Origin of the sequence: Bacillus sp. FSL L8-0152, assembly GCF_038006365.1 — a bacterium.
Taxonomy (GTDB): Bacteria; Bacillota; Bacilli; order Bacillales; family Bacillaceae_G; genus Bacillus_A; species Bacillus_A cereus.
In genome coordinates, this window is sequence record NZ_JBBOVB010000001.1 from 4,303,264 (window position 1) to 4,328,399 (window position 25,136).

Genomic DNA, 25,136 nt, shown 5'->3' on the forward strand with positions numbered 1-25,136 from the left:
TTTCTCCCCCCTATAGCAGTAAAATTACAATAAGTAGCCCTGCTAGTACCCCTAAGCTCTTAATCATTTTTTCGTATTGCAGTTGTAGCGCTTTCGCTTCTCCTTCTTCTCTCTCCAAATGTGTAATACATAAGCGAATATGTTTTTGTTGTGATTCACGATCATGTTGCCCGAGCGTTTCACCAAATTGCTGCAGTATTTCATACTCAGTTTGTTGAAATGCGGTTAACTTCCAGTTCTCTTTCAAACTATCTATCCACGCTTCTCTTACTGTATGTTCCCCGCTTTGTAGTCTTCTGGCGAAACTTTGAAATATCCAATTTAATGGCTTTGGCATTTGTTTAACTAATCGCTCGGCAGCCTCAGATAAAGGTGTGTGTCCATACATAATTTCTGCTTCTAATGATTGAAGTGCTGATTTTAATAATCTAAGTTGCCTCGGCCTCTCACTATATCTTTTAGCGTATGAAAACCCGAAAAAGGTGCTGACCGCAACGATTAACACTGCACCGAATATTTTCACCATACGCCCTCAGCCTTTCTACTTGATAGCACTGGTTTTCCATATTTATCTTTCACCTGCATAACCGTTCCTGGACCCCTCGCTTTTGACAACTCCACAAACCTATCAAATATACCAAGCTCTAGCACTGCCTTTAGCGATGGACGTCTCACAACATCCTCATAGGAAAATCCGTGTGCACTTATAAAAAGCTGAACACCTGCATGCACTGCCTCCATAATTGCTTCACTATCTTCTTTACGGCCAATTTCATCTACGATCAAAATATCAGGACTCATAGAACGAATCATCATCATCATTCCTTCCGCCTTTGGACACGCGTCTAACACATCGACTCGGGTACCAAAATCATATTGCGGGATCCCTTTCACACAGCCAGCAATTTCTGACCGTTCATCAACGATCCCCACTTTACAAGAAGGAATTTCCGAAGCACTTACTCCTTGACTCATGCAACGAGCTACATCTCTTAAAAGTGTCGTTTTTCCCGTTTGCGGAGGGCCAATTACCATCGTGTTTAACCATCTTTTTTCATACAAATATGGCAAAAGCGGTTCAGCAATCCCTATTTTTTGACGAGCAATACGAATATTAAAGGAAGAGACATCACGAATCATTTTCACTGCGCTTTTTTCTGTAATGACTTTTCCCGCTAATCCGATTCTATGCCCCCCGCGAAGTGTCACATACCCACGTTTTAATTCCTCTTCCATCGTATAAATTGAGAATTGACTTAACTTATTCAGTAAGTAAATAGCATCCTCTGCAGTAGTGATATAGTCATAAAAAAACACCTTTCCGTGTGCAATACACTCTAGCGGTCTTCCAATTCGAACACGAATTTCCTCTAAAGCATCGTATTGCTTACATTCTTCAATTAAATACTTCATCGTTTTTGGTAAAACTTCTAATACCTCTTTCATCGGCTTCTCCCCACTATACTCGACTTACTATTTCAGTAATGCGATAAAAATACAGCAAATTCCAAGCGCTAGAAAAAAGAGCTTCAAGAAAGAAATTTCACTTGCTACACTCGCTATCCCAATTGTCATTGTTAAAATTAATACGGTAGGTCCAACAAACGCTAACATACCATTTATAAACAACGCTTTCTTCGCATCATTCACATAAAGCATAAGCAAAGCAGCAAATATCTCCGCACTACCTGAAAATAATCGAAGTGCTCCCATAACAAGCACGGATGTTTCCATTGCCGCTAGCCACTGTTTCATTCTTCCACCTTCTCCCGTAACAGTTACTAACTTCATATTCTAAAAAAAAATATATTTGTACAACCATATGCAGAGGTTGTCTATTTCAGAAGCAAAAACATAACTTTTCTCTAAAGCCCGCATTCTAATCTGAATATTCATATTTTTACGTGGTATATTATGGTATATTTAGTTTAAAAGGGGTATAAGCCATGCAGCACGTCACTTTATTACCACTCGATTTATGCTATACAAATGTGATTTTCGAGCTATCAAGTGATCCACATATAAAAAATGCATTAGGGCTAACGGTAGAAAACATCAAAGACACGAAAACATTTCTTCTTTTCGCAATAGAAGAAGAACATCAAAAGAAATCATTATCGAGAATGATTGTAAATGAAGAGAATGAAATAATTGGCCTCACCACACTTAAACATATTAATAATGAGAAGAAGCAATCTCACATTGGTAGTTGGCTCGGCTATCCGTACTGGGGAAAAGGCTATAACGAGGCTGCTAAAAAAGAAATCTTTAAAATCGCTTTTTTAGACTTACAACTTTCCTACGTATTTGCTGGTGCTAAAATGAATAATATCCGCTCGTTAAAAGCACAAGAAAAACTACCTTATATTTCATTGCATGTGGAAAACAAGTTTCCAGACGAACACGCTGCACTAGAGAAAGAAGTAAAGTCACCTTGCTCTCTGCATGTCGTGTCACGTGAAAATTTTTTAAACTGGTTGGAATTACAGAGTGAGGAGGAAAAATATGAAGGCATTGAAAATTAGTTTAACCGTTGTAGTAGAATTAGCTCTTATTTATCTTTTTTCATTGTTGGTCGGTTGGTCATTTATAGAGACCTTTTTCCTTGGTAGTTTAGGGATATTTGGTACAATTTGGCTCATTGCTTTAAATATAAACCAAAATGCCAACATTGATCACACTATATATAAAACAGGTGAAGTAAAACCTTTTCGTATGACATGGAGCCCTTACACAGTAGGTGCTGCTAGTCTTACAGCTTTCAGTTTTATTGTAACAGCTATTTACTATCTACCCTATTTCCTATAAAAAAAGCACTCGTGAATTATCACGAGTGCTTTTCTACTATGCACGAGAAACGTATTTACCTTCACCAGTGTTGATGATAAGCATTTCGCCTTCGTTAATGAAGATTGGTACTTGTACAACAAGACCAGTTTCTAATGTAGCTGGTTTTGTTACGTTAGAAGCAGTATCACCTTTAATACCAGGCTCTGTTTCTGTAACTTGTAATTCAACTGTGTTTGGAAGTTCAACACCAAGTACTTCGCCTTGGTAAGTCATGATTGCTACTTCCATGTTTTCTTTTAGGAATTTAAGCTCGCGCTCGATTTGTTTTTCACCAAGCTCGATTTGCTCATAAGTTCCGTTATCCATAAATACGTGAGCCTCACCACTTGCGTATAAATATTGCATACGACGGTTTTCGATGTGTGCTTTTTCTACTTTCTCACCTGCACGGAATGTTTTCTCCTGAACAGATCCTGTGCGAATGTTACGTAGTTTAGAACGAACGAATGCAGCACCTTTACCTGGCTTTACGTGTTGGAAATCAAGTACTTGCCAAAGGGCATTGTCCACTGAAATTGTTAAACCTGTACGAAAATCGTTTACTGAAATCATGTAAAAAAATCCTCCTGTGTATTACAAAATAATAAGTTCTTTTGGTGATTTCGTAATTACTTCATTACCTTCACTTGTCACAATGATATCATCTTCAATACGTACGCCGCCAATACCTGGAATATAAATACCTGGTTCTACTGTTACAGCCATACCGGGTTCAAGTACTGTATCAGAACGGAACGCTAAACCTGGCGCTTCATGGATTTCAAGACCTATTCCATGACCAGTAGAGTGTCCAAAGTATTCACCATATCCTTTTTCCGTTATGTAATCACGCGTTAGCGCATCAGCCTCGCGACCTGTTAAACCAGCTTTAATACCGTTCACACCACGTAGTTGTGCTTCTAAAACGATATTATAAATTTCTTTTAATTTATCAGATGGTTCACCGACTGCAATCGTACGAGTAATATCAGAGCAATACCCTTTGTAATAAGCGCCGAAGTCTAATGTAACGAAATCTCCTGTTTCTATCACTTTTTCAGATGCCACGCCGTGCGGTAATGCCGAACGAAGACCTGAAGCAACGATAATATCAAACGAAGAAGATGTTGCTCCTTGTTTTCTCATGAAAAATTCAAGTTCATTTGACACTTCAATTTCAGATACTCCCGGGCGAATGAATGATAGAATATGCTCAAAGGCAGCATCTGCAATCTGTGCAGCTTCCTTTAATATCTTAATCTCTGAATCAGTCTTTATCAAGCGTAACTTTTCTACAAGTCCAGAAGTTGGGATAAATTCAGCATCAATCGCTTCCTTATGCGCTGAATAAGAACTATATGTAAGAGTATCTTGCTCAAAACCAAGCTTTTGAATTCCAAGCTCTTTCACTTGCTTTGCCACTTCATCAATGATTAATCCTGCGTGCTGTACAATCTCATATCCAACCGCTTGTTTACTTGCCTGCTCGACGTAACGGAAATCTGTAATAAATTGAGCACGATCTTTTGAAATAAGAACTACACCTGCTGTTCCTGTGAAGTTAGCCATATATCTACGACTATGTTCATTTGTTAACAAAATACCGTCAATGCCAGCCTCACCAAATGCACTTCGTAATCTTTCAATTTTCTCCATTACTTTATGCCTCCCTCAATTTCTCCATTAATGCAAATAACGCTAACTTATAGCCATAAAAACCAAATCCAACAATTTGTCCTGCACAAACAGCTGCCGTCACAGATTCGTGACGAAACGATTCACGCTGATGAATGTTAGAAATATGTACTTCAATAACAGGAATCGAAATGCTCGCAATGGCATCACGAATCGCATAGCTATAATGCGTAAATGCTCCCGGATTTAAAATGATCCCTTCATATATATCTTCCGCTTCATGAATAATGTCGATAATGGCACCTTCATGATTCGATTGGAAACATTCTAACTCCACTCCCATTGTTTCCGCTTCTTGCTTCATATCTGCTTCAAGTGTCGCTAGCGTGCCCTTTCCATATACATTTACCTCACGAACACCGAGGCGATTTAGGTTAGGCCCGTTTACGAGGAGTAACTTTTTCATATTCTTAAAACTCCTTAATATTAAATATCTATACAATATTTTAACATAGGAGTTACTTATTTGAATAGTTCGTCTTCTCTCGCCCTTCTTGTTCTACTTTATTGCTATTTACTGCGTAAGAAACAGAATATGCTATAAACACACCATACAATATAAAAATACATATTGTCGTTACAATTGTCTCTTTTGGTAAATGGAGCGCACTTTTAATAACAGGAGCCATTAAACCCATCCCCAAAAACAGTAATGCCCACCAAAATAATCCATAAATAATTCCCGCAATAATCCCCTCAAACTTCGCAAAAAATGCTTTATACAAAAAGGCAATCAAAATTGAAAGAAGTCCCATACAAACTATTCCTGACACATTCCCCCATACACCTTCTTTCCAACTTCCAAACGCAAATGGTAAAAGGAAATAATTCGGTCCCGCCTCCGTGAATGAAAATATATGAAGGAAATACCATATCCCGCCCCAAAAGATTCCACCAAACAAACCGATTTGTACAAAATTCCTTGTTCCTAATTGTTCTTGACTCACATCGACACCTCCACTCAATAGTATGCCCGAAACTATTTTGAAGCATGTTTAAATCCTGCGAAATTTGTCTATAAAAAGAATAAGAAATGTCCGACTCTCATAACATTTTCCCTTGTCATCTACTTGTATTTGCCGATAAAATAAAGGAAACTCGGTGATTGTCTTATTTCAAAACGACAGAACCCAGTATGACAATTGCCTCTTTTTCTACATAAGAGAGAAACAAATACAGGTTGGTGTTAACATGGCAGAAGAGTCAAAACAAATATATGGCGGGCAAGCGGTCATTGAAGGAGTTATGTTTGGCGGTAGAGAATATACTGTTACAGCGGTTCGTCGTAAAGATAAATCGATTGAATTTTATCGATTACCACGCGTTCGTAATAAAGTATTATCTATCCTAAAAAAAATTCCATTTTTACGAGGTATTGCCGCTATTGTGGATGCAAGTGCGAATGGAGCAAAGCATTTAAACTTCGCTTCAGAACGATTTGACGTCCACCCAGAAGATGATGAACAAATTGCAAATAAAAAAGAAGAACAATCAAAATTAACGATGGTATTAGGAGTTGCAACTGTTGGCGTTTTATCTTTCATATTCGGTAAAGTCATCTTCACAGCAGTTCCTGCACTATTAGCTGAATTAACGAGACCGATTTTCCCATCTCATACTGGGCAAATCATTGTCGAAAGTGTCATTAAGCTCATGCTATTATTGAGCTATATATACTTTATTTCTTTAACCCCACTTATTAAGCGGGTATTTCAGTATCACGGTGCAGAGCATAAGGTAATCAATGCTTATGAGAATAACCTTCCTCTGACTGTAGAAAACGTTCAAAAGCAAACTCGCCTCCATTATAGATGCGGCAGTAGCTTTATTATATTTACAGTCATTATTGGAATGTTCGTTTATTTCCTAGTCCCTACAGATCCTCTTTGGGCACGAGTTATAAACCGAATTTTATTAATTCCAGTTGTACTTGGTATTTCTTTTGAAGTATTGCAATTTACAAATCGATTAAGAGATATTCCCGTATTACGCGTACTTGGATATCCTGGGTTATGGCTACAACTATTAACAACGAAAGAACCAACAGATGACCAAGTGGAAGTAGCAATTGCATCGTTTGAAGAATTATTACGTTTAGAGAACAAACAATAATTATTTAAAAATGGTGTTCAACTCCTTTCCTCATCGTTAATATACTAATTTTAATATACGTTTTTAGGAGGTGTCCCTTATGAACGGTCGTTCGTTTACTTTCGCTATATTTGTGCTTATTATTGGATTGGCAATATTCGGCCTTGTTTCATCTGTTATTACAAATCCCATGGGTGTATTAAGAAATATCGGGTACATGTTACTTGTTGTCGGTATCTTTTACTTGCTATACAAGATGTTTACAAATTCCAGTGGTTCCGCAAATTCGCAAAGCTCATATAAGCGTGCGGCAAAACAATCGAACCGCAAACATGGGAAACAAAATGTAGCACCCCTAGGCAATTCTTTCTTTAAGTCAAATACTTCTAATGACAAAAGTAAAAAAGGGAATTCTTCCACTTTGAAACGAAAAAGAAAACAGTCTCATTTAACTGTCATTGAAGGCAAAAAAAGTAAAAAGAAAGACCGTGCTTCCTTTTAGGAAATACGGTCTTTTTTTATACTTTGAAGCACTTCTTTTAAACTTTTCTCTCTCATACTTTCAATTCGAAGATGATGATTTTTAAATGGTAAATTCCGTGTCACATCATTAGGTACAACAACGCACGTTAATCCCGCTGCAACTGCTGCTCTCAATCCATTTAATGAATCTTCAAATACAACAGCTTCAGATGGCTTAATTCCTAATTCTTCTATTGCAACTCGATAAAGAGCTGGATTTGGTTTTACCTTCTCAACATCTTCTCTCGTTTTAATTACTTCAAAATATTCTCGAATCTGTAGCTCTTCTAAAAAATGAATAACCCATTCTCTAGACGAACTAGAAGCTAGTGCGATTTTTAATCCCATTTCTTTCGCTTCTTCTAAATATTCTTTTACCCCGTCACGAGCTTCTGGTATTTTCATTTTCTCTTTATGTAAAGTTGCCACTTTTTCTTTTAATACACTTTTGTTAAACTTCTCTTTTAATTGATCATTTAAATATGCAAAAAGCACCTCATCTGTTGTTCCAATGCATTTCGCAAATTCCTCTAAAGGTAGCTCTCCGCCGTATTCACGAACAGCATCTCTGAAAGAGTGAAACCATATCGTTTCTGTGTCCACAATTAATCCATCAAAATCAAAAATAATTGCTTTCATAATTCTCCCATCCTTTTCGAATTGAAATAAAAAAGGAAACGCCATCCGTTCCCCTTAATTACTTTTCTCTTCATTTGCTTTTTGAACACCACGAAGTGTTTCCACTCGAACCTCATCTTGTTCAAAGTATTGTACTAAATCACCGATACGGTCAATTGATTCCCAACTTAAATGATGTTCAATTCCTTCTACATCATTATAAATTTTACTTTCATCCACACCGATAATGCGCATAAACTGTTCTAACAATTCATGTCGATATACGAGACGTTCTCCGATTTTTTTACCTTTTGATGTTAATACAAGCCCTCTATATTTTTCATAAATTAGATATTCGTCTTTGTCTAATTTTTGTACCATTTTTGTTACAGAGGATGGATGTACACTAAGCGCTTCAGCAATATCAGATACACGGGCATAACCCTTTTCATCAATCAACAAATAAATTTGTTCAATATAATCTTCCATACTAGGGGTAGGCATCGGTTTCCTCCATCCAATTTCATTTTGCTTATTCCGTACGAAGCAATCAATAAAATGATACACCAGAAAGAATAACGTGACAAGGTGGAAACGAGCCTAAATCTACAAAAGTGAAAAGAACCTGTATTCAAATACAAGTTCCTTTCATGTAAAATATTGAATTTCTGCGTCAGGAAAAAAGTGATGAATATATCCTCGAATCGTTTCCTCCAATACTTCTGCATCATCTTTTTTATATACATATTTCCCAATTCCATATCGTCCCCATTTATACTTTCGCTTCTCTTCATCCATTTCAAGCTTCGTATTTGGATAACGCTCTTGAATAACCTTTTTCGCTGGTTTCGTAAAACGATGCTGAATCAATTCAAACGTTAAATTTGGTATCGACATATCTTTCAGCGCATTGTACAGTCGTTCAAATAATTCGCGGTATCCTTCTTCCCATCCCTCATGCATATAAAGTGGTGCAACTATAAAACCAAGTGGATAACCTGCACCTGCTACTTTACGAGCCGCCTCAATTCGCTCTTCAAACGGCGATGTCCCTGGTTCAAAATTTTTAATTACATATCGTGAATTTATACTAAACCTGAAACGAGTTTTCCCATTATGCTTTGCATCTAATAAATGATCAACATGCGAATATTTCGTAACGAAACGTAAACGCCCATATTCACTTTCTCCAATGAATTCAATCGCCCGCTTTAATGCATGTGTTAAATGATCAATCCCAACAATGTCTGATGTACACGCCGCTTCAAATCTTGTTATTTCAGGTGCCCTTTCATCCATATATTGCTTTGCCTTCTCAAATATTTCATCAAGATTGACATACACACGAACGTAAGGCTTACTCCCAAGTGTCGTTTGCAAATAGCAATAATGACAATGTCCCATACACCCTGTGGCGAGCGGAATTGCATATTCAACTGACGGTTTTGACGTATCAAACTTTAGCGTCTTCCTCACTCCAACGACAAGTGTAGCCTTTGCATTACGATACTTTTGCAAATCATTTTCTCCTGGTAAATTTCTAATTTGATTATGTGATGTCGTTTCACGAATCTCTAATCCCATCTTCGTAAACTTCTCATAAAGCTCTTTTCCAAGCGGATATTCAAGTGCCTTTGGTTCAAAGTAAACGAGTTTTGGCATAAATGGTTTCATGTGCTTCCCTCTCGTTAGTATGGGAAACGTTGAAAAGTTAACACTCATTAAAGTTTTCCACTTCAGTAACTTGCGTTGCAAGTTACTGAATGTTATAATTTGGATAACAGCTACCTTGCAACGCAAGTTACCTGAGTAAAAGGTGGTGAAATCATGCACAGCCAAATGTTAAAAGGTGTGCTCGAAGGTTGCATCCTATACATCATTTCACAAGAAGAAGTGTACGGATATGAACTGAGCACAAAATTAAATAAACACGGATTTACATTCGTAAGCGAAGGAAGCATATATCCGTTATTGTTACGTATGCAAAAAGAAAAATTGATTGAAGGAACATTAAAAGCCTCCTCACTCGGTCCAAAACGAAAATATTATCACGTAACCGATAAAGGATTAGAGCAGCTTGAAGAATTTAAACAAAGCTGGGGAATGGTTTCAACTACGGTAAATAACTTATTACAGGGGGAGTGATAGGGATGAATGCCCAAGACATGGTTGAATTGAATAATACAAAACGTGAGCTTCTAACTTCCGAAAACGAAGCTGCTTATGGTGATATGTTAGTATATCTTCGAATATCAAACGTACCTCAGCAACAAATGGAGGAGCTTTTACTAGAAATATTAGATCATCTTATCGAAGCACAAGCAGAAAATAAAAGTGCTTACGACATTTTCGGTAATGATTTACAATCTTATTGCGATGAACTTATATCAGCTTTACCAACCCAAACAAAGTTAGAAAAAACTTCTTTAATTGGATTTTCTATTAGCTTACTTCTTGCTATACAGTTTGGAATCAATGCAATTGTTTCATTTTTTATGTTTCTCTTTGAAAAAAACAATATATTATCAAGTCCGCCTTTTAGCATCCTTGGAACTACTTTGTCTGTTTCAATAATTATACTAGGTATACTATTTATTTTATATTTATTAAAGCGTTACTCCTTTGATCAGAAAATGAATTGGAAAAGAAGAATTCTATTTGGATTCGCATTTGCTACTCCATTTTGTTCCGCTGTATTCTTAAATATTTATTTCCAAAAGCAACCTTATCTCATTTATCATCTAAACTTTTGGCAAAATGCTTTAATTGCTATCTTATTTTTTATTTTATATAAATTACTATATAGAAAATCAAATTTTTAACAGCCCTTCAAAAGGCTGTTTTTTCTTCTGTCTAATTTTACAAATTGAAAAATTTCATAAAGAAAATAAGAAAAATGCAAAATAATTAAAGTTAATTGTTGACGTGATGCTTTTATTATCGGTATCATAAATCTTCGTGAGCAATTATTTTTCGTTATACGATTTTTTTATTATTACTGAATTTTTGAGAGGAGAAATTAGATGTCAGTTAAGAAGAAAACGCAAGTACGCACCGGCAAAATGGTACGTGAACTAATGTTAGCAGACGAAGATGTAAATGCTTCGCTAATTATGGTATATAGTGAAAACGGTGTAAACGCAGAAATTAAAATCGAGGGCTTAACGCCGAAATGTAACGAAGAATTATTTTTGAGCGGAAACGTGGATTGGAACAAGAGTGTTATTTATAAAATTGTTGATTTCACTGGAAACGCTGAAGTTGGTAAAGTTACATTAACAGCGATGAACAAAAACAATGTTTCTCTAGAAATTGAACGCGTTATGTGGAGTAAAGAAAATAAAGAAGCTGCCGAGCAAGAAGAAACACAGGTAGAAGCAGCACCAAAAAAAGAAGTAGTTGTAGAAGCTCCAAAAGCAATTACACCTGCTCCTAAGCCTGTTACGCGTGTGGAAACACCTGCTATGGCACCTAAGCCTACTCCGGTACCGACACCTAAGCCAGTAAGCGTAGAAGCAGCTGTAGAACTAGCTACTCCAGCGCCTGTGAAAAAAGCAGTCCCTACTCCAGTTACAAAGCAAGAGACAGCACCGGTTGCTCCTGCGAAACCGAAGCAGCCTGCTTTGACTGAAACAAATTCAAAACTACAAGAAAATTATGTGAAACTCGTGAAAAAGACAATTGAAGTTTGTCAAGATTACGAGCTTGGCATCGACATAGATGATTCTATTGAAAGCTTAAAAGAAGAACTACAAAGCCAAGGTATTAGCGTTACATTTGACAAAGAAATTATGGACGTTGTAAGTCGCCTTCGTTCTTTACAAGATAAAGGAATCAAAGTAGAAAAAGTACTTAATTTACTATAAAAAAATAAGAGGTGGCAATTGCCATCTCTTATTTTTTATAATTCCACTCATTACTTTCATACTTTTCTTTCGCTAACGTTTGAACTTCATGTAACTGTTCTTCTGTTAATTCATATGGAACAAGTTCTACATCCAATCCTTTTTCAAAGCCAACTTCAAACGCTTTAATTAACTGTTCTATCGTAAATGTACGGTCTGTTAATTCATTAATTGCTACTGCTTTAGAAGAGAACATACTCTTCATACGTTCCTTCACACGTTCATTTGGGAATAAAAATAGATCATATAGTTCATCTAAATCAATTTCTAATGGAATCGATCCATGCTGTAAAATAACACCTTTTTGACGTGTTTGAGCACTACCAGCAATTTTTCTTCCTTCCACTACAATTTCATACCAAGATGGTGCATCAAAACATACACCTGAACGTGGATTTTTCAAATTTTCACGATCTGCTTCTGTTTTTGGAACTGCATAATATGCTTCTAACCCTAATGCCTTAAAACCATCTAATAAGCCTTGCGAAATAACACGATATGCTTCTGTAACTGTTTTCGGCATATTCGGATGATCTTCAGACACAATAACACTATACGTTAACTCTTTGTCATGTAGTACACCCCTGCCGCCTGTTTGACGACGAACGAATCCATATTTTTTTTCGTTAACTACATCCATATTAATATCTTTCTCAACACGTTGAAAATATCCAACTGTTAATGTTGGTACTTCCCATTCATAAAAACGAATTGTTGGTGGCATTTTCTTTTCACTTTGCCAATTTAACAAACATTCATCTAACGCCATATTAAATGCCGGTGAACATTGACCAGAGTTAATATAACACCATTTTTCTTTTCCCATCCTGCACCTCATATAACCAATTATTTTTCACATTCTCTAGTCTACCAAATTCGACAAAATTTGTGAAAGAATACGAAATTTCTTCTTATATGCAAATGAATCTGTTGCATAAATACATATGGGCATTATAATATTGAAAGTAGGATAAGAAAAAAGGGAGCGATAGAATCGTGTCAACAACTTGGATTATTTTATTAGCCGTAATCGTAGCATTTATCGGCTACACTGTATGGATGTACTTCTATCAGAAAAAATTAATTAAAACTCTTACAGAAGAAGAATTTCGCGCTGGCTACCGTAAAGCACAGCTTATCGATATTCGTGAAGCAGACGAATATAACGCAGGGCATATTTTAGGTGCACGTAACATTCCGTTATCACAAATTCGCCTTCGCCATAAAGAACTTCGTCAAGATCAACCTGTTTACTTATATTGCCAAAGCGGATTCCGTACAGGTCGTGCAGCGCAATACTTAAAAAAACAAGGCTACAAAGATTTCTACCAATTACAAGGTGGATTTAAATCTTGGACAGGCAAAATTAAAAAGAAATAATAACATACAAAAAACTAGCTGAATAAATCAGCTAGTTTTTTCATTTCATCTTATTCGCAATGTATAATAAATTCTGCTTGATTACCTTTTCATCGTTCTCTTCTACATTCCGATACAGCAGCTGATATTCAATTCCTTTCTCTTTCCATATAAGCGTAGCAAATTCGTCACCACGTTCATAATCATCTTTATTTTTAAAATAAGCAGACGTTCCATTATTCAGTTTCATTTGTTCTTGAAATCGCCTCTCTTCCATAAGATCCGGAAAACTATAAGGAAAGTTCGCGACATTTAACTCAATATACTCATTTCTACCTGGCTCCTTCTGTTTATATTTAATCGTTAAGACAGCGTTCTTTTTCCCAAGCGTTCTTACTTCACCCTTCACATCACTTGTAATGTCGTACGGTAAAAACGTTGGAACTTTAAACTTCACCGGAAAATATTTTGGAAGTTCCTTTAGCGGAATAGGATCCGTAACACGATCCATAGCTCCTCCTGTTGTTCCCACAAAGTGTTTTTCTTCTTGCATCGTTTGCTGAAACGAACACGAACTAAGTACAAAACTAGAAAACACGAAACAAATGATTCTTTTTTTCAATTTGTTTCCGCCCTTTCATACCGCTCTCTTAACGAACGAAGCGTTGATATGCTCTTCATATTCGCTTTGTCATCAAACTCCACCTTTGAAAACTTTCCACGTTATTCTCACACATTTTGACAACACTTTTTGCAAACAAAAAAGACCCCTATCATTCTTACGCCCAAGTGAAAAGGTTACGCGAATAAAAAGAAGTCTTATTAATACCATAGTTTGTGAAAAGCTTTTCAGGTCAAGATTTTTTCTTTCTTATTATTTTCCCTTTATAATAAGGGAAAGAGGTGATACATATGGCCAATATAAAACAAATTGCTAAAACTGCTGGTGTATCGATATCAACTGTTTCTCGTGTTCTGAATAATCACCCTTACGTAAAAGAAGAAAAGCGTAAGCGTGTTCTAGACGCTGTTGAAGAATTAAACTACGCAAAAAATATAAATGCTGTCCATTTAATAAGAGGGAAAACATATACTATTGGCGTTATGCTTCCTTTCATTAACCTCCCCTACTTCAGTACCATTATTGAAGGAATCGGTAACGAAGCATTATTAGCTGGATATCACATTAATTTATGCCAAACAAATTACGATAGCCTTGAAGAAATTCGTGTTCTTGAAATGATGAAAATGAAACAATTTGATGGGATGATTATTTGCTCCCGAACGAGCTCTTGGGAACAAATCGAACCTTTCGCAAAATTTGCCCCTATTATTTCATGTGAAAAAATGAAGCACCCCCTCATTTCATCCATCTACGTAGATCATTATGAAGGTTTCCGTCTCGGTACTGCCTATTTACTAAGTAAAGGCCATGAAAAAATCGGAATTTGTTTAGCAAGAAAAACAAGTGTAAATTCCATGGAGCGCGAAAAAGCGTTCGCCGATACCCTTCGTAACGAAGGGAAAACGTTGCATCCTGAATGGATTTTCCACCAATGCTATACAATGCAGGACGGAGCACAAATACTCCATCGTATTTTAAATATGAAAAATCGTCCAACTGCTATTTTTACAGCGAACGATCAAGTTGCAGCTGGTTTATTAACAGAGGCTCGAAAACATGGTATTCGAGTACCTGAAGACCTTGCTATCCTTGGATTTGATAATCATGAAATTTCAAAGGCATTAGAAATTTCCACAATTGAACATCCCGGTCTCGCAATGGGCTCACATGCTTTTTCTTTATTCTATAAGCAGATCCAAAGCGAGCAAATTGGCGGCAGTGCAAAAGAACTTTCATTCCATTTAATTGAGCGAGAGACTGTCTAAAAAGAGCGTTACCTATAACGCTCTTTTTCAGCTCTTCACCTATTGACATTATATTTTTTATCTCATATAATGAACCTAACGAACGGTAGGTAGGGGATGAAAATGACAGCAAACCGAATTAAAGCTGTAGCACTTTCTCATTTCGCACGCTACGGCTATGAAGGAACTTCATTGGCAAATATTGCTCAAGAAGTTGGGATTAAAAAACCATCGATTTACGCACACTTTAAAGGAAAAGAAGAGCTATATTTCATATGCTTAGAATCTGCTCTTCAAAAAGATTTGCAGAGCTTCACAGGCGATATCGAAAGCTTTTCCAATTCGTCTACTGAAGAATTGCTTTTAAAATTATTAAAAGGCTATGCAAAACGCTTTGGTGAAAGTGAAGAATCAATGTTTTGGTTACGAACTTCTTATTTTCCGCCTGATGCATTTCGCGAACAAATTATTAATAAAGCAAATGTACACATTGAAAACGTTGGAAAACTTTTATTCCCTGTATTTAAAAGAGCAAGCGAACAAGATGAGCTGCATAACATTGAAGTAAAAGACGCCTTAGAGGCTTTTCTATGCTTACTCGACGGTCTTATGGTTGAACTACTATACGCAGGTTTAAATCGTTTTGAGACACGTTTAGAAGCTTCTTGGAAAGTATTTTGGCGCGGACTTTCAAACTGACGGATTGCTCCTTTGCAATGCGTCGTTTTTAAGCCCTTTACCTAACGACTGGTAGGAAGGAGAAATGACATATGGCATGGATTTATGTAATCATCGCTGGTATTATTGAAATCTTTTGGGTGATTGGACTAAAAAAAGCAGAGGCACCACTTGAATGGGCTGGTGTCGCTCTATTAATTACAATTAGTTTCGTCTTATTATTTAGAGCTTATAAAGATTTACCTGTCGGCACTGTATACGCAGTCTTTACTGGAATCGGAGCTGGTGGAATCGTTCTTACAGAGATTTTCATCTTCGGAGAACCTTTCTCTATCGTAAAAGTCTTATTAATCGGTTTAATCTTCTTCGGAGTAATTGGTTTAAAACGAGTAACAGAAGAAAAAGAAGCGAAGGAGGCCGCATAAAATGGCTTGGGTATTTTTAATTCTAGCTGGTATTTGTGAAATTATTGGTGTACTCTTTATGAAAGTAGCCACTGAAAAGAAAGGCTGGGCACCAAAAGTTATTTTAATCGCTAACTTCGGCGTAAGCTTCTTCTTCTTATCTCTTGCGATGAACACATTACCGATGGGAACTGCTTACGCAATTTGGACTGGAATCGGAACTGCTGGAAGTGCACTTCTAGGCATTCTCATTTTCCGAGAATCAGCGGATTGGCGTCGTCTTGCTTTCTTAAGCTGCATTTTATGCGGCGCTGTTGGCTTAAAACTATTAAGCTAACGTGAGGTGAATGTCATGTGGAAAGAAAAAGGAAAGAAAATATTAGCATGGATCACACTTGGTATCGTCATTCTATTACAAATAAGTTTTCATATAATAGAATGGTTGTTTCATAAAGTAGTATCCATTCTTACCTTCCTTCCTAGCATGGCACTTGAAATTGCATCTATTGCTTGGTCAATTATTGCCTCCATTGCAATCGTCATTATATGGAGTATCGCCAAGCTATGGAATAAGTTATTTAAAAAGGACAGTACTTCTGAAAAAGAGTAACTGTCCTTTTTTGTATTCATTCAGATTTTCTATAAAAGTTAGATGCAATAAGACAAAGAAGACCAACTATGACAATACTTATACCAATTCCTTTATGCAAATTAGGAAACGGTGATGGTATGTCTGAATAAAAATTTGCTAATATGAGACCGATTGAAACGAAAAGTACCCCTATTCTATATAACCATTTTCTTTTGTTCATCATTCTCCCCTCCTAAAATTTTTCATACACTCCTTTCTTTTGGACATACTACCTAAAAAAGGAGTGAATAATATGCAAAATTCTATACATAAGCAAATCCTATTTTTATTTTTCCTATTTCTTATTCTCATCATCGTTTTCAGCTTTATATTACATACTCCGACAGATGTACCAAATAGCGTTTCTTTTTATAAACTACTGCTCTCGTATTGTCGTTATTGAAGAAGGTGCCTTTTTTAAGGCACCTTTTAAAATTCTCTTTTTTCATATATTTTTACTGAAACGAAGATAGATGCTATGAACATGCATATTAAACCAATGAATAACAAGCTGTTATATAGCTGAATTTGTTCTAAGTTGATTTGAAACAAAGCTTCTAAAACAATTATCGGTGCCATGAATATTACTATCGCAATAAAAATAGTTTTCTTATACCCTAGCCAAAAGGATAGCGGTAAAACCAAACTTAAATACACTAAAATAAAGCTAATACTAGCAACTATTGTCGTTTCAATAAATTCAAATAAGTTAACCCCGCTCTTCATTCCCATCGTGAAACAACCGACCGTTACACTTATAAAAAGAATAATAATTGCTACTATATATTTCGCATACACAATTTGTTTTCTCAATATTGGTAAACTATTTACTATAACTTCACTCTCATTTTTACTATCTGCTTCAAACGTTTTTACTGTTGCCCCAATTGTAATAATTACTGACATAATGATGAATAAATTTTCCGTATCTGTTAAGGCCATATAAAAGAAAACAGGATACAGTATGTACCAAATTAAAAATTTCCATTGAATAATGAAATCTTTTAAAATTAGTTGCTTGATCATGTATTACCCCTCCTAATATGAAAATGCTCCTTCTATAACTCTGCCTCCTGAAACATTTTCATTGAGAGAAACATTGATATGACTATACTTACTAACACTCCAATACTAAGAACACCCATTGCTAGTGTAGCCTCTTGAGAGTGAAGTACTTTTAACATAATTGTTTTATCACCAAAAATATTGCACATAAGACCAATCATACCCATTAAAGGAAAAAGCATAATCAAATTCAAGACAGTAATAACTTTATATCCCCCAATGTAATTAGTCGGTATCGTTACTGCACAATAAATCAAAGTTGCTACTATTGCTGAAAATATTGCATACCCAGGCATAACTATATCTCTGTTCAATAAAATATTTCCTAATATTACGACTATAAAAGTTACACTCAAACCAGCCATAATAAATAATGTGCTTGAAATATATTTAGCTATAATTATCTCTTTTCTCGTTATAGGCAAACTCACTAACACTTTTTCTGCTTTACTTTTCTCGTCATAATAAAAAGAAATATATATAATCGTACTACATGTTATAAATACTCCTATTGCAATCCCCATTGGTTCGACGGAATCCTTAAAAATAGATAAAATGGGTATTAAAAAATAGGAAGGAAACATCTTCTTCTGTAAAAAAAACTCCTTCAAAATCAACTGTTGCATATGAATTCTCCTCTCTATAAATCACGCGTTTCATAAATTTTAATTGTAAGAAACATAGAAGCGATATAGGCACTAGCTAGTGTGATTAATCCAACTATAAATATGCCAAAATGTAATGGATTCATAATCCAATCAATGAATGATGCCGTAGCACTTTCTCCGTCACCAATAAACATTCCAACAATAACACCTATTCCAGCGGCTCCACCTGTAAATATTCCACGTACTACTTTTGATTTTGTCCCATAATAACTCGGGAATAATGCTGTAATATAAACTAAAGAATATACAGCACCTCTGACTACTACATACCAAGGAATTTCAATATACAAATTGGGATGATAAGCTCCAATATCACCAATGACAGCGATACCTCTTATAAGAAAAACAACTAGCGTAGTAGAAATCATGCCACCTACAATAAATATTACACCCGAAATATATCTAGCAATAATGATATCCTTTCGTCCAACAGGTAAACTATTTATAATAACATCACTTTTATTTTTTTCATCCATCGCTATTAGTATCATAGAAGATGATATCGTTATGAGTAAGCAACTCATTGGAAATAACAATTCACCATCTGGATCTAATCCAAAGAAAACAAGAGGCATAATAAAATACACTAACCACATAACCCGAAAAAAGAACAAATCTTTATAGATTAGCTGACGCATAGGCACCTCTCCCTTTCGCAGTGTAAACGATAATGTCATCTAATGTAGGCTTTTCTAGTACAACCTCATTTCCAAACCAATCGATAATTCCTTGTTTATCCTTCGCTAAACCTTCGAAACCGAATTTATTTTTTCGTAATCCAACAAATAGTTCTTTTCCTTCTCGATCTAATAAATCATTGCTTCCCTTAACGATTACGTAGTTCTCCATTAATTCATCTTTTTCACCAGTAAATATAATTTCTCCATCGTTGATAAACGTAATATAATCTGCAATACGTTCTAAATCCGTTGTAATGTGGGTTGAGAATAATACAGATACTTCATCTTCCATTACAATTTCTTGCAACATATCAAGTAATTCACTTCGGACAACTGGATCTAATCCTGCTGTCGGCTCATCCATAATGATAAACTCTGCATGATGTGAAAGTGCGATGGCAATCGCAAACTTCATTTTCATCCCTTTAGATAGCTCTTTAATTTTTTTATACTTTGGAACTTGCAATCTGTGCATATACGATTGGTATTGATTTTCGTCCCACTTTTTATATAACGGTGCAACAATACGTTTCATTTGTTCACACGTTAAATCTTCGTAATAATGATTTTCATCATATACAAAACCAATATTTTGTTTTATGTCCTTTTCAGCTTTCTTATTGTCTTTGCCAAAAATTTTTATATCGCCGCTATCTTTTCTAATTAAATTCATAATCATTTTGATCGTTGTACTTTTCCCAGCACCATTTGGTCCGACAAACCCCATAATATATCCTCGTGGTAATGCAAAACTTATATTTTTCACTGCAAAATCTTCATAACTTTTACAAACGTTTTTTAACTCTAACATCTCTCTCATTCCCCCTTATATAAAAACGCAATCATCTGCTGCAATTCTTCAAGTGAAAGCTGCAACACTTTACTTTCTTTTACGATTTCTTCAGCCTTACTTTCCAATAGACGTAGCCGCTGTTCTTTTAATAGTTCATTATTTTTACGTGAAACATAAGTCCCCTTCCCAGCAACAGTTTCTATATATCCTTCTTTTTCAAGCTCCTCGTACGCACGCTTCGTTGTAATTACACTAATTTGCAATTCCTTCGCTAAGCTACGAATAGACGGTAATTGGTCTCCACCCTTTAAACCACCATTTAAAATAAGCTGGCTTAATTGTTTTCTTATTTGCACATAAATAGGGTCTTGGGAAGAATTCGAAATAATAATATTCATGTTTTCCTCCAGTGTGTGTATATACTGTATATACCTTATATATACAGTATATACACAGCATCCTATTTTTGGCAAAAAAAAAAAAGACCAACATTTTCCTGTTGGTCTTTCGTATATGTATCACTTTTCAAAGCGATCTAACATCTCGTCTCTCATTCCGAAACTTACTACTGCAATTCCTATATACATAAACAGAAGGAATGCCGGATGAACCGTGTTGTACCAGCTGCTGTCAACGATTAAGTAAATCGTTAATGCCACAACAAGAACAAACGCTAAGATAAACATATAAAAGTGTCTTGTACTACCCATGATAAACTCCTCTCTTCTCACTTCACCATTCAACAGTTTATTTTATCGAATAATTCGATATGACTCAAGGTTAACTTTCTGTTATGTAATCAAGTTCCACCTTTACAATGTCCTCACATGCTATTGAAATGATTGTTCCTTGTTTATCAATCGCCGTCACTTCTCTATTATCCATTACACGATTTGCTACTCTTTCTAACACTTTCCCTTGGTCTCGATAGCAAAATTCTTTTACATCTTTAATTGTTTCTCCATTTTCTAAATGGTATACCATTCTATAACATCGATATCCCACACTTTCACCCCCGTCTTGCTCGTTTTTTCACATATACATAAAAATGAGTAATTTTTGCCTCATCACATCTTCTTAATTTCAATAAAATTCTAACAAAAATAAATACTTTTATCAAACCGACTTTTTCAACAAAACTACCTATAAAACTACACCTTTACACCATTAGGAAACAAAAAATATAATTTTTTAACATTTTCTTCACTATTTCTGCACAAATTCTCCATACAAAAAAAGAACCCGCCGCAGCGAGTTCTCCTTTTGTTATTCTAATCAAACTTGTACAGGAGCTGGCTTTGCATAACGTAAAACTGGTTTACGTGCAGCCATCGTTTCGTCTAAACGTTTAATGACTGTCGTATGCGGTGCTTCTTGTACAACTTCTGGATTTTCTTCTACTTCTTTAGCGATTTGAATCATCTTATCAATGAAACCATCTAATGTTTCTTTTGATTCTGTTTCTGTCGGCTCAATCATAATACATTCTTCCACATTTAATGGGAAGTAAATTGTTGGTGGATGGTAACCGAAATCAAGCAGACGTTTTGCAATATCTAATGTACGTACGCCAAGTTTCTTTTGACGACGACCTGATAATACAAATTCATGCTTACAATGTCTATCGAATGGAAGATCGTAGAATGGCGCTAATCTTCTCATCATATAGTTCGCATTTAATACAGCATACTCAGTTACTGCACGCAAGCCATCTGGACCCATAGAGCGAATATACGTGTATGCACGAACGTTAATTCCGAAGTTACCATAGAATGGCTTCACACGACCAATTGCTTCTGGACGGTCGTAGTTGAAGTGATAACCATTTTCCGTTTTTTCTAAAATCGGTTTTGGTAAGTACGGAATTAAATCAGCTTTCACACCTACTGGACCAGAACCTGGGCCACCACCGCCGTGAGGACCTGTAAATGTTTTATGAAGGTTTAAATGCACAACGTCAAATCCCATATCTCCTGGGCGTGCTTGGCTTAATACCGCATTTAAGTTTGCACCATCATAGTATAACTTACCGCCTGCATTATGGACGATTTCTGCCATTTCTAAAATATTTTCTTCGAATAGACCTAATGTATTAGGATTTGTTAACATAAGTGCTGCTGTTTCTTCGTTTACAACACGTTTTAAGTCTTCTAAGTCAACAAGGCCATTTTCATTTGATTTTACTGTAATTGTTTCAAAACCAGCTACAGTTGCAGATGCCGGGTTCGTTCCGTGAGCAGAGTCAGGTACAATTACTTTCGTACGGTTAAAGTCACCATTCGCTTCATGGTATGCACGAATTAACATTAAACCTGTCCATTCTCCGTGTGCACCAGCTGCTGGTTGTAAAGTAACAGTATCCATACCTGTAATTTCAATTAAATGCTCTTGTAAGTCATACATTAATTCCATTGCACCTTGTACTGTCTTTTCATCTTGCAGTGGATGAATATTTGCAAATCCTGCGAAACGAGCTACACTCTCATTAATTTTCGGATTATATTTCATCGTACAAGATCCAAGTGGATAGAATCCAGAATCAACACCGTGGTTACGGTTTGAAAGTGCTGTATAGTGGCGCATAATATCAAGTTCAGATACTTCTGGTAGCTCTGCATCTTCTACTCGAATATAATCGCTCTCAAACACATCTTCTAGTTTCACTTCTTCTACATCTAATTTGGGTAAGCTATATCCTATGCGTCCTTCTTTACTCACTTCAAAGATAAGTGCTTGGTCTTGGTTCTTCATTGGATAGCCCCCATTTCGTTTACAAGTGTGTCAATTTCCTCTTTTGTACGAAGCTCAGTTACTGCTACAAGCATATGGTTTTCATGCTCTTTATAATCACGGCCTAGATCGTAACCACCGATAATATTCTTTTGTAATAATGCATCGTTTACTTCTTTCACTGGACGTTTGCAATCTACAACAAACTCATTGAAGAATGGCCCAGCAAATGTTACTGTGAAGCCTTTCGCCTCAAATTGACGTTTTGCATACTGTGCTTTAGAAATGTTTTGACGTGCCATTTCTTTCACACCTTGTTTGCCAAGTGCCGTCATTGCAACAGAAGCTGCTAATGCATTTAACGCTTGGTTTGAACAAATATTAGACGTCGCTTTATCACGGCGAATATGCTGTTCACGTGCTTGTAACGTTAATACAAATCCACGTTTACCATCTGAATCTACAGTTTGTCCAACAAGACGTCCTGGAATTTTACGCATAAATGCTTTCGTTGTTGCAAAGTAACCACAGTGCGGTCCACCAAACTGCGTTGGAATACCGAATGGTTGTGCATCACCGATTACAATATCAGCACCAAACTTCCCTGGTGGTGTTAATGCGCCTAATGATAATGGATTTGAAGAAACGATAAATAATGATCTTTGTTGATGAACGATTTTTTCAATATCAGCTAATTTTTCAACTTGTCCGAAGAAGTTTGGATATTGAACGATTACACAAGCAACTGTATCATCTACTTCACTTTGTAATACGTCTAAATCTGTTACACCATCTTTATGATTAATTTCAACAACTTCAAGATTTTGACCTTTTGCATACGTTTCAAGTACTGCTCTTGATTCTGGATGAACCGCGCTAGATACAAGAATTTTCTTTTTGCGAGTATGGCCAGCTGCTAACATTGCCGCTTCAGCTAAAGCTGTACCCCCGTCATACATAGAAGAGTTTGCTACATCCATTCCTGTTAATTCACAAATCATTGTTTGGAATTCAAAGATTGCTTGTAATTCCCCTTGTGAAATTTCCGGTTGGTATGGTGTGTAAGCTGTATAAAATTCTGAGCGAGAAATAACATGATCTACAATTACTGGAGCATAATGATCGTATACGCCTGCTCCTAAGAAAGAAGCGTATTCTTTTAAGTTAGCATTTTTACTAGCCATTTGAGATAGCTCTTTTAAAAGCTCTGGCTCTGATTTTGCTTCTTTAATTTTTAAATCCCCTTTAAAACGAACACTCTCTGGAATATCAGAGAATAATTCATCGATCGTTTGAACGCCGATCGTTTGTAACATTTCTTTTTTGTCTTCTTCTGTCATTGGAAGATAACGATGCAACATGAAATCTACCCCTCTCCCCGTTACTTTGAACGTTTGTAAAATGGTGTTGGAACAACTACTGCTTTGACGCGTTTATTACGAATTTCAATTTCTACTTCTGTATCAACTGCTGCGTATTTTACATCAATTAGTGCTAAACCAATGCTTTTCTTTAACGTTGGAGATTGTGTACCACTCGTTACTTCCCCAATTTTTTCTTCACCAATAAATACAGGGTAATGCGTACGAGGAATTCCACGTTCGATTACTTCGATGCCGACTAATTTACGAGGCGCACCGTTTTCTTTTTGCTCTTTTAACGTTGCTTTTCCAAAGAAGTCTGCTTCTTTATTTGTTTTTACCGCAAAGCCAATTCCAGCCTCAATCGGTGTAATATCTTTTGATAATTCTTGTCCATAAAGTGGTAATGTTGCTTCGAATCGAAGTGTATCACGAGCACCTAAACCACATGCTTTTAAGCCCTCTTCTGCTCCAACTTCAAGAAGTTTCTCCCAAAGTTTTGCAGCATCTTCACTCTTACAGTAAATTTCGAATCCATCTTCACCTGTATAACCTGTACGAGATACAAGTGCTGGAATTCCATCTACAAGAATATCGTTTTTAAATTTAAAGAACTTAATTTCTTTCAAATCTTCTGACACAACTTTTTGTAAAATGCCTTCTGCTTTTGGTCCTTGAATTGCAAGCTGTGCAACTTCACTAGAAACATTGACTACTGTCGCATCGCCAATTACATGACTTGCTAACCATTCGTAATCTTTCTCGATATTTGATGCATTGATTACTAATAAATAGTCTTCTTCACCACGTTTGTAGATTAATAAATCATCTACTGTACCACCATTTTCGTAGCACATAGCTGTATATTGTGCGCCCCCTACCTTTAAGGTAGATACGTCATTTGTAACAACACGTTGTAAAAATGCTAAACTATCTACACCTTTTACTTCAACTTCTCCCATATGAGACACATCGAACAAACCTGCAGCTGTACGTACAGCTTCGTGTTCTTCTTTAATGCTTGAAAATTGAACTGGTAATTCCCAACCACCGAAGTCGATTGTTTTCCCACCATACTTCGCGTATACATCAAATAACGGTGTACGTTGTAATGTAATCATGCTCTCTCCCCCTTATGCTTTGACAAATCAATAAAAGTTGCTTCCTTTTTCTAAACATTTTCATTCTGAAAAGATAGGATATACGGAATCTCATTATATTTTTTTATGAAAGCGTAA

The 25,136-nt window shown here is 36.1% G+C and carries 36 protein-coding genes; 13 read left to right on the forward strand and 23 right to left on the reverse strand.

Features of this window, described 5'->3' with window-relative positions:
• Nucleotides 1-10: 10 nt before the first annotated feature.
• Genes spoIIIAB through MHH27_RS21595 form a run of 3 tightly spaced genes read right to left on the reverse strand, consistent with a single transcriptional unit; the run spans nt 11 to nt 1,755 of the window.
• Entirely contained in the window at nt 11-526 is a 516-nt protein-coding gene (spoIIIAB, locus tag MHH27_RS21585; protein ID WP_097925426.1) for a stage III sporulation protein SpoIIIAB, read from the reverse strand.
• Nucleotides 520-1,446, reverse strand: coding sequence for a stage III sporulation protein AA (gene spoIIIAA / locus MHH27_RS21590; RefSeq protein WP_000665907.1), 927 nt, complete (start codon nt 1,444-1,446; stop codon nt 520-522). The genes spoIIIAB and spoIIIAA overlap by 7 nt, the downstream gene beginning before the upstream one ends.
• A 27-nt stretch (nt 1,447-1,473) precedes the next feature.
• On the reverse strand, nt 1,474-1,755 hold the full coding sequence (locus MHH27_RS21595) for a YqhV family protein (protein WP_000816050.1): 282 nt from the start codon (nt 1,753-1,755) through the stop codon (nt 1,474-1,476).
• Between the two features lie 191 nt (nt 1,756-1,946).
• On the opposite strand from MHH27_RS21595, the gene MHH27_RS21600 reads away from it, so the two are divergent.
• On the forward strand, nt 1,947-2,525 hold the full coding sequence (locus MHH27_RS21600) for a GNAT family N-acetyltransferase (protein ID WP_340944029.1): 579 nt from the start codon (nt 1,947-1,949) through the stop codon (nt 2,523-2,525).
• Nucleotides 2,506-2,808 carry a hypothetical protein gene (locus MHH27_RS21605; RefSeq protein ID WP_000645574.1) on the forward strand — a complete coding sequence of 101 codons (303 nt, stop codon included), beginning with the start codon at nt 2,506-2,508 and terminating at the stop codon, nt 2,806-2,808. Before MHH27_RS21600 ends, MHH27_RS21605 begins: the two co-directional genes overlap by 20 nt.
• A gap of 36 nt (nt 2,809-2,844) precedes the next feature.
• On the opposite strand, the gene efp is transcribed toward MHH27_RS21605, so the two are convergent.
• The 4 genes from efp to MHH27_RS21625 are packed head-to-tail and all read right to left on the reverse strand — an operon-like array spanning nt 2,845 to nt 5,471.
• Nucleotides 2,845-3,402, reverse strand: coding sequence for an elongation factor P (efp, locus tag MHH27_RS21610; RefSeq protein ID WP_000626513.1), 558 nt, complete (start codon nt 3,400-3,402; stop codon nt 2,845-2,847).
• 21 nt (nt 3,403-3,423) lie between these two features.
• Complete coding sequence (pepQ, locus tag MHH27_RS21615; RefSeq protein ID WP_000411057.1) at nt 3,424-4,485, reverse strand: Xaa-Pro dipeptidase; 1,062 nt, start codon at nt 4,483-4,485, stop codon at nt 3,424-3,426.
• A 4-nt stretch (nt 4,486-4,489) separates the two neighbouring features.
• Complete coding sequence (gene aroQ, locus MHH27_RS21620) at nt 4,490-4,930, reverse strand: type II 3-dehydroquinate dehydratase (RefSeq protein WP_000735140.1); 441 nt, start codon at nt 4,928-4,930, stop codon at nt 4,490-4,492.
• A 52-nt stretch (nt 4,931-4,982) separates the two neighbouring features.
• On the reverse strand, nt 4,983-5,471 hold the full coding sequence (locus MHH27_RS21625; RefSeq protein WP_000076886.1) for a YqhR family membrane protein: 489 nt from the start codon (nt 5,469-5,471) through the stop codon (nt 4,983-4,985).
• Between the two features lie 244 nt (nt 5,472-5,715).
• Between MHH27_RS21625 and MHH27_RS21630 the strand changes: the two genes are divergently transcribed.
• Nucleotides 5,716-6,636, forward strand: a complete 921-nt coding sequence (locus MHH27_RS21630) for a DUF1385 domain-containing protein (RefSeq protein ID WP_340944035.1) — start codon at nt 5,716-5,718, stop codon at nt 6,634-6,636.
• Nucleotides 6,637-6,715: 79 nt separating this feature from the next.
• Entirely contained in the window at nt 6,716-7,117 is a 402-nt protein-coding gene (locus MHH27_RS21635; protein WP_001014463.1) for an SA1362 family protein, read from the forward strand.
• Here MHH27_RS21635 and MHH27_RS21640 read toward each other — a convergent pair.
• The 3 genes from MHH27_RS21640 to splB all read right to left on the reverse strand — a co-directional run bounded on the left by MHH27_RS21640 (nt 7,114) and on the right by splB (nt 9,429).
• Nucleotides 7,114-7,776: an HAD family hydrolase gene (locus MHH27_RS21640; protein WP_141541668.1), complete on the reverse strand. Its 663-nt coding sequence runs from the start codon at nt 7,774-7,776 to the stop codon at nt 7,114-7,116. The genes MHH27_RS21635 and MHH27_RS21640 overlap by 4 nt on opposite strands.
• A 54-nt stretch (nt 7,777-7,830) precedes the next feature.
• Nucleotides 7,831-8,259: a transcriptional regulator MntR gene (gene mntR / locus MHH27_RS21645; protein ID WP_001143080.1), complete on the reverse strand. Its 429-nt coding sequence runs from the start codon at nt 8,257-8,259 to the stop codon at nt 7,831-7,833.
• 144 nt (nt 8,260-8,403) lie between these two features.
• On the reverse strand, nt 8,404-9,429 hold the full coding sequence (gene splB / locus MHH27_RS21650; protein ID WP_000802128.1) for a spore photoproduct lyase: 1,026 nt from the start codon (nt 9,427-9,429) through the stop codon (nt 8,404-8,406).
• Between the two features lie 153 nt (nt 9,430-9,582).
• On the opposite strand from splB, the gene MHH27_RS21655 reads away from it, so the two are divergent.
• The 3 genes from MHH27_RS21655 (at nt 9,583) to MHH27_RS21665 (ending at nt 11,621) form a co-directional block, all read left to right on the forward strand.
• Nucleotides 9,583-9,900: a PadR family transcriptional regulator gene (locus tag MHH27_RS21655; RefSeq protein WP_000556083.1), complete on the forward strand. Its 318-nt coding sequence runs from the start codon at nt 9,583-9,585 to the stop codon at nt 9,898-9,900.
• A gap of 5 nt (nt 9,901-9,905) precedes the next feature.
• The gene (locus MHH27_RS21660; RefSeq protein ID WP_141541667.1) at nt 9,906-10,577 is read left to right on the forward strand and encodes a DUF1129 family protein; all 672 of its coding nucleotides are present in this window, start codon (nt 9,906-9,908) and stop codon (nt 10,575-10,577) included.
• 201 nt (nt 10,578-10,778) lie between these two features.
• The gene (locus MHH27_RS21665; RefSeq protein ID WP_000111895.1) at nt 10,779-11,621 is read left to right on the forward strand and encodes a hypothetical protein; all 843 of its coding nucleotides are present in this window, start codon (nt 10,779-10,781) and stop codon (nt 11,619-11,621) included.
• 28 nt (nt 11,622-11,649) lie between these two features.
• Here MHH27_RS21665 and MHH27_RS21670 read toward each other — a convergent pair whose 3' ends face one another.
• The gene (locus MHH27_RS21670; protein ID WP_000514081.1) at nt 11,650-12,486 is read right to left on the reverse strand and encodes a lipoate--protein ligase family protein; all 837 of its coding nucleotides are present in this window, start codon (nt 12,484-12,486) and stop codon (nt 11,650-11,652) included.
• A gap of 170 nt (nt 12,487-12,656) precedes the next feature.
• On the opposite strand from MHH27_RS21670, the gene MHH27_RS21675 reads away from it, so the two are divergent.
• Complete coding sequence (locus tag MHH27_RS21675) at nt 12,657-13,040, forward strand: rhodanese-like domain-containing protein (RefSeq protein ID WP_000108653.1); 384 nt, start codon at nt 12,657-12,659, stop codon at nt 13,038-13,040.
• 40 nt (nt 13,041-13,080) lie between these two features.
• Here MHH27_RS21675 and MHH27_RS21680 read toward each other — a convergent pair whose 3' ends face one another.
• The gene (locus MHH27_RS21680) at nt 13,081-13,617 is read right to left on the reverse strand and encodes a hypothetical protein (protein ID WP_033689861.1); all 537 of its coding nucleotides are present in this window, start codon (nt 13,615-13,617) and stop codon (nt 13,081-13,083) included.
• Between the two features lie 314 nt (nt 13,618-13,931).
• Between MHH27_RS21680 and MHH27_RS21685 the strand changes: the two genes are divergently transcribed.
• The 5 genes from MHH27_RS21685 to MHH27_RS21705 all read left to right on the forward strand — a co-directional run bounded on the left by MHH27_RS21685 (nt 13,932) and on the right by MHH27_RS21705 (nt 16,580).
• Complete coding sequence (locus tag MHH27_RS21685; RefSeq protein WP_001273987.1) at nt 13,932-14,909, forward strand: LacI family DNA-binding transcriptional regulator; 978 nt, start codon at nt 13,932-13,934, stop codon at nt 14,907-14,909.
• Nucleotides 14,910-15,005: 96 nt separating this feature from the next.
• Nucleotides 15,006-15,587, forward strand: a complete 582-nt coding sequence (locus MHH27_RS21690; RefSeq protein ID WP_139213259.1) for a TetR/AcrR family transcriptional regulator — start codon at nt 15,006-15,008, stop codon at nt 15,585-15,587.
• A gap of 71 nt (nt 15,588-15,658) precedes the next feature.
• A complete protein-coding gene (locus MHH27_RS21695) occupies nt 15,659-15,991 on the forward strand; it encodes a DMT family transporter (protein WP_000312339.1) in 333 nt (110 codons plus the stop codon).
• 1 nt (nt 15,992) lies between these two features.
• Nucleotides 15,993-16,307, forward strand: coding sequence for a DMT family transporter (locus MHH27_RS21700; protein WP_000312623.1), 315 nt, complete (start codon nt 15,993-15,995; stop codon nt 16,305-16,307).
• Between the two features lie 15 nt (nt 16,308-16,322).
• Nucleotides 16,323-16,580 carry a DUF3975 family protein gene (locus tag MHH27_RS21705; protein ID WP_000265371.1) on the forward strand — a complete coding sequence of 86 codons (258 nt, stop codon included), beginning with the start codon at nt 16,323-16,325 and terminating at the stop codon, nt 16,578-16,580.
• A 16-nt stretch (nt 16,581-16,596) separates the two neighbouring features.
• On the opposite strand, the gene MHH27_RS21710 is transcribed toward MHH27_RS21705, so the two are convergent.
• From MHH27_RS21710 to gcvT, 11 genes are all read right to left on the reverse strand, one after another.
• Entirely contained in the window at nt 16,597-16,782 is a 186-nt protein-coding gene (locus tag MHH27_RS21710; protein ID WP_042969072.1) for a hypothetical protein, read from the reverse strand.
• Nucleotides 16,783-17,030: 248 nt separating this feature from the next.
• The gene (locus tag MHH27_RS21715) at nt 17,031-17,624 is read right to left on the reverse strand and encodes an ABC-2 transporter permease (protein WP_340944874.1); all 594 of its coding nucleotides are present in this window, start codon (nt 17,622-17,624) and stop codon (nt 17,031-17,033) included.
• 35 nt (nt 17,625-17,659) lie between these two features.
• The gene (locus MHH27_RS21720) at nt 17,660-18,292 is read right to left on the reverse strand and encodes an ABC-2 transporter permease (RefSeq protein WP_098566548.1); all 633 of its coding nucleotides are present in this window, start codon (nt 18,290-18,292) and stop codon (nt 17,660-17,662) included.
• A 14-nt stretch (nt 18,293-18,306) separates the two neighbouring features.
• Nucleotides 18,307-18,972: an ABC-2 transporter permease gene (locus tag MHH27_RS21725; protein WP_078400978.1), complete on the reverse strand. Its 666-nt coding sequence runs from the start codon at nt 18,970-18,972 to the stop codon at nt 18,307-18,309.
• Nucleotides 18,953-19,825: an ABC transporter ATP-binding protein gene (locus tag MHH27_RS21730; RefSeq protein ID WP_090977074.1), complete on the reverse strand. Its 873-nt coding sequence runs from the start codon at nt 19,823-19,825 to the stop codon at nt 18,953-18,955. Before MHH27_RS21730 ends, MHH27_RS21725 begins: the two co-directional genes overlap by 20 nt.
• Before the next feature lie 5 nt (nt 19,826-19,830).
• Nucleotides 19,831-20,205 (reverse strand): GntR family transcriptional regulator, encoded by a 375-nt coding sequence (locus tag MHH27_RS21735; RefSeq protein ID WP_001021350.1) that lies wholly within the window; start codon nt 20,203-20,205, stop codon nt 19,831-19,833.
• 120 nt (nt 20,206-20,325) lie between these two features.
• Nucleotides 20,326-20,517 (reverse strand): hypothetical protein, encoded by a 192-nt coding sequence (locus tag MHH27_RS21740; RefSeq protein WP_000535933.1) that lies wholly within the window; start codon nt 20,515-20,517, stop codon nt 20,326-20,328.
• Between the two features lie 70 nt (nt 20,518-20,587).
• Nucleotides 20,588-20,791, reverse strand: coding sequence for a DUF3929 family protein (locus MHH27_RS21745; RefSeq protein ID WP_000262496.1), 204 nt, complete (start codon nt 20,789-20,791; stop codon nt 20,588-20,590).
• 291 nt (nt 20,792-21,082) lie between these two features.
• Complete coding sequence (gcvPB, locus tag MHH27_RS21750) at nt 21,083-22,558, reverse strand: aminomethyl-transferring glycine dehydrogenase subunit 2 (protein ID WP_000795702.1); 1,476 nt, start codon at nt 22,556-22,558, stop codon at nt 21,083-21,085.
• Nucleotides 22,555-23,898, reverse strand: a complete 1,344-nt coding sequence (gene gcvPA, locus MHH27_RS21755) for an aminomethyl-transferring glycine dehydrogenase subunit 1 (protein ID WP_340944045.1) — start codon at nt 23,896-23,898, stop codon at nt 22,555-22,557. The genes gcvPB and gcvPA overlap by 4 nt, the downstream gene beginning before the upstream one ends.
• Nucleotides 23,899-23,918: 20 nt before the next feature.
• On the reverse strand, nt 23,919-25,019 hold the full coding sequence (gene gcvT / locus MHH27_RS21760) for a glycine cleavage system aminomethyltransferase GcvT (protein ID WP_000631769.1): 1,101 nt from the start codon (nt 25,017-25,019) through the stop codon (nt 23,919-23,921).
• Nucleotides 25,020-25,136 lie beyond the last annotated feature (117 nt).

What these genes read in the sequence shown, in the direction of transcription:
- spoIIIAB (WP_097925426.1), bottom strand. Translation starts at nt 526, where the DNA reads ATGGTGAAAATATTCGGTGCAGTGTTAATCGTTGCGGTCAGCACCTTT.
- spoIIIAA (WP_000665907.1), bottom strand. Translation starts at nt 1,446, where the DNA reads ATGAAAGAGGTATTAGAAGTTTTACCAAAAACGATGAAGTATTTAATT.
- MHH27_RS21595 (WP_000816050.1), bottom strand. Translation starts at nt 1,755, where the DNA reads ATGAAACAGTGGCTAGCGGCAATGGAAACATCCGTGCTTGTTATGGGA.
- MHH27_RS21600 (WP_340944029.1), top strand. Translation starts at nt 1,947, where the DNA reads ATGCAGCACGTCACTTTATTACCACTCGATTTATGCTATACAAATGTG.
- MHH27_RS21605 (WP_000645574.1), top strand. Translation starts at nt 2,506, where the DNA reads ATGAAGGCATTGAAAATTAGTTTAACCGTTGTAGTAGAATTAGCTCTT.
- efp (WP_000626513.1), bottom strand. Translation starts at nt 3,402, where the DNA reads ATGATTTCAGTAAACGATTTTCGTACAGGTTTAACAATTTCAGTGGAC.
- pepQ (WP_000411057.1), bottom strand. Translation starts at nt 4,485, where the DNA reads ATGGAGAAAATTGAAAGATTACGAAGTGCATTTGGTGAGGCTGGCATT.
- aroQ (WP_000735140.1), bottom strand. Translation starts at nt 4,930, where the DNA reads ATGAAAAAGTTACTCCTCGTAAACGGGCCTAACCTAAATCGCCTCGGT.
- MHH27_RS21630 (WP_340944035.1), top strand. Translation starts at nt 5,716, where the DNA reads ATGGCAGAAGAGTCAAAACAAATATATGGCGGGCAAGCGGTCATTGAA.
- MHH27_RS21635 (WP_001014463.1), top strand. Translation starts at nt 6,716, where the DNA reads ATGAACGGTCGTTCGTTTACTTTCGCTATATTTGTGCTTATTATTGGA.
- MHH27_RS21640 (WP_141541668.1), bottom strand. Translation starts at nt 7,776, where the DNA reads ATGAAAGCAATTATTTTTGATTTTGATGGATTAATTGTGGACACAGAA.
- mntR (WP_001143080.1), bottom strand. Translation starts at nt 8,259, where the DNA reads ATGCCTACCCCTAGTATGGAAGATTATATTGAACAAATTTATTTGTTG.
- splB (WP_000802128.1), bottom strand. Translation starts at nt 9,429, where the DNA reads ATGAAACCATTTATGCCAAAACTCGTTTACTTTGAACCAAAGGCACTT.
- MHH27_RS21655 (WP_000556083.1), top strand. Translation starts at nt 9,583, where the DNA reads ATGCACAGCCAAATGTTAAAAGGTGTGCTCGAAGGTTGCATCCTATAC.
- MHH27_RS21660 (WP_141541667.1), top strand. Translation starts at nt 9,906, where the DNA reads ATGAATGCCCAAGACATGGTTGAATTGAATAATACAAAACGTGAGCTT.
- MHH27_RS21665 (WP_000111895.1), top strand. Translation starts at nt 10,779, where the DNA reads ATGTCAGTTAAGAAGAAAACGCAAGTACGCACCGGCAAAATGGTACGT.
- MHH27_RS21670 (WP_000514081.1), bottom strand. Translation starts at nt 12,486, where the DNA reads ATGGGAAAAGAAAAATGGTGTTATATTAACTCTGGTCAATGTTCACCG.
- MHH27_RS21685 (WP_001273987.1), top strand. Translation starts at nt 13,932, where the DNA reads ATGGCCAATATAAAACAAATTGCTAAAACTGCTGGTGTATCGATATCA.
- MHH27_RS21690 (WP_139213259.1), top strand. Translation starts at nt 15,006, where the DNA reads ATGAAAATGACAGCAAACCGAATTAAAGCTGTAGCACTTTCTCATTTC.
- MHH27_RS21695 (WP_000312339.1), top strand. Translation starts at nt 15,659, where the DNA reads ATGGCATGGATTTATGTAATCATCGCTGGTATTATTGAAATCTTTTGG.
- MHH27_RS21700 (WP_000312623.1), top strand. Translation starts at nt 15,993, where the DNA reads ATGGCTTGGGTATTTTTAATTCTAGCTGGTATTTGTGAAATTATTGGT.
- MHH27_RS21705 (WP_000265371.1), top strand. Translation starts at nt 16,323, where the DNA reads ATGTGGAAAGAAAAAGGAAAGAAAATATTAGCATGGATCACACTTGGT.
- MHH27_RS21710 (WP_042969072.1), bottom strand. Translation starts at nt 16,782, where the DNA reads ATGAACAAAAGAAAATGGTTATATAGAATAGGGGTACTTTTCGTTTCA.
- MHH27_RS21720 (WP_098566548.1), bottom strand. Translation starts at nt 18,292, where the DNA reads ATGCAACAGTTGATTTTGAAGGAGTTTTTTTTACAGAAGAAGATGTTT.
- MHH27_RS21725 (WP_078400978.1), bottom strand. Translation starts at nt 18,972, where the DNA reads ATGCGTCAGCTAATCTATAAAGATTTGTTCTTTTTTCGGGTTATGTGG.
- MHH27_RS21730 (WP_090977074.1), bottom strand. Translation starts at nt 19,825, where the DNA reads ATGTTAGAGTTAAAAAACGTTTGTAAAAGTTATGAAGATTTTGCAGTG.
- MHH27_RS21735 (WP_001021350.1), bottom strand. Translation starts at nt 20,205, where the DNA reads ATGAATATTATTATTTCGAATTCTTCCCAAGACCCTATTTATGTGCAA.
- MHH27_RS21740 (WP_000535933.1), bottom strand. Translation starts at nt 20,517, where the DNA reads ATGGGTAGTACAAGACACTTTTATATGTTTATCTTAGCGTTTGTTCTT.
- MHH27_RS21745 (WP_000262496.1), bottom strand. Translation starts at nt 20,791, where the DNA reads ATGGTATACCATTTAGAAAATGGAGAAACAATTAAAGATGTAAAAGAA.
- gcvPB (WP_000795702.1), bottom strand. Translation starts at nt 22,558, where the DNA reads ATGAAGAACCAAGACCAAGCACTTATCTTTGAAGTGAGTAAAGAAGGA.
- gcvPA (WP_340944045.1), bottom strand. Translation starts at nt 23,898, where the DNA reads ATGTTGCATCGTTATCTTCCAATGACAGAAGAAGACAAAAAAGAAATG.
- gcvT (WP_000631769.1), bottom strand. Translation starts at nt 25,019, where the DNA reads ATGATTACATTACAACGTACACCGTTATTTGATGTATACGCGAAGTAT.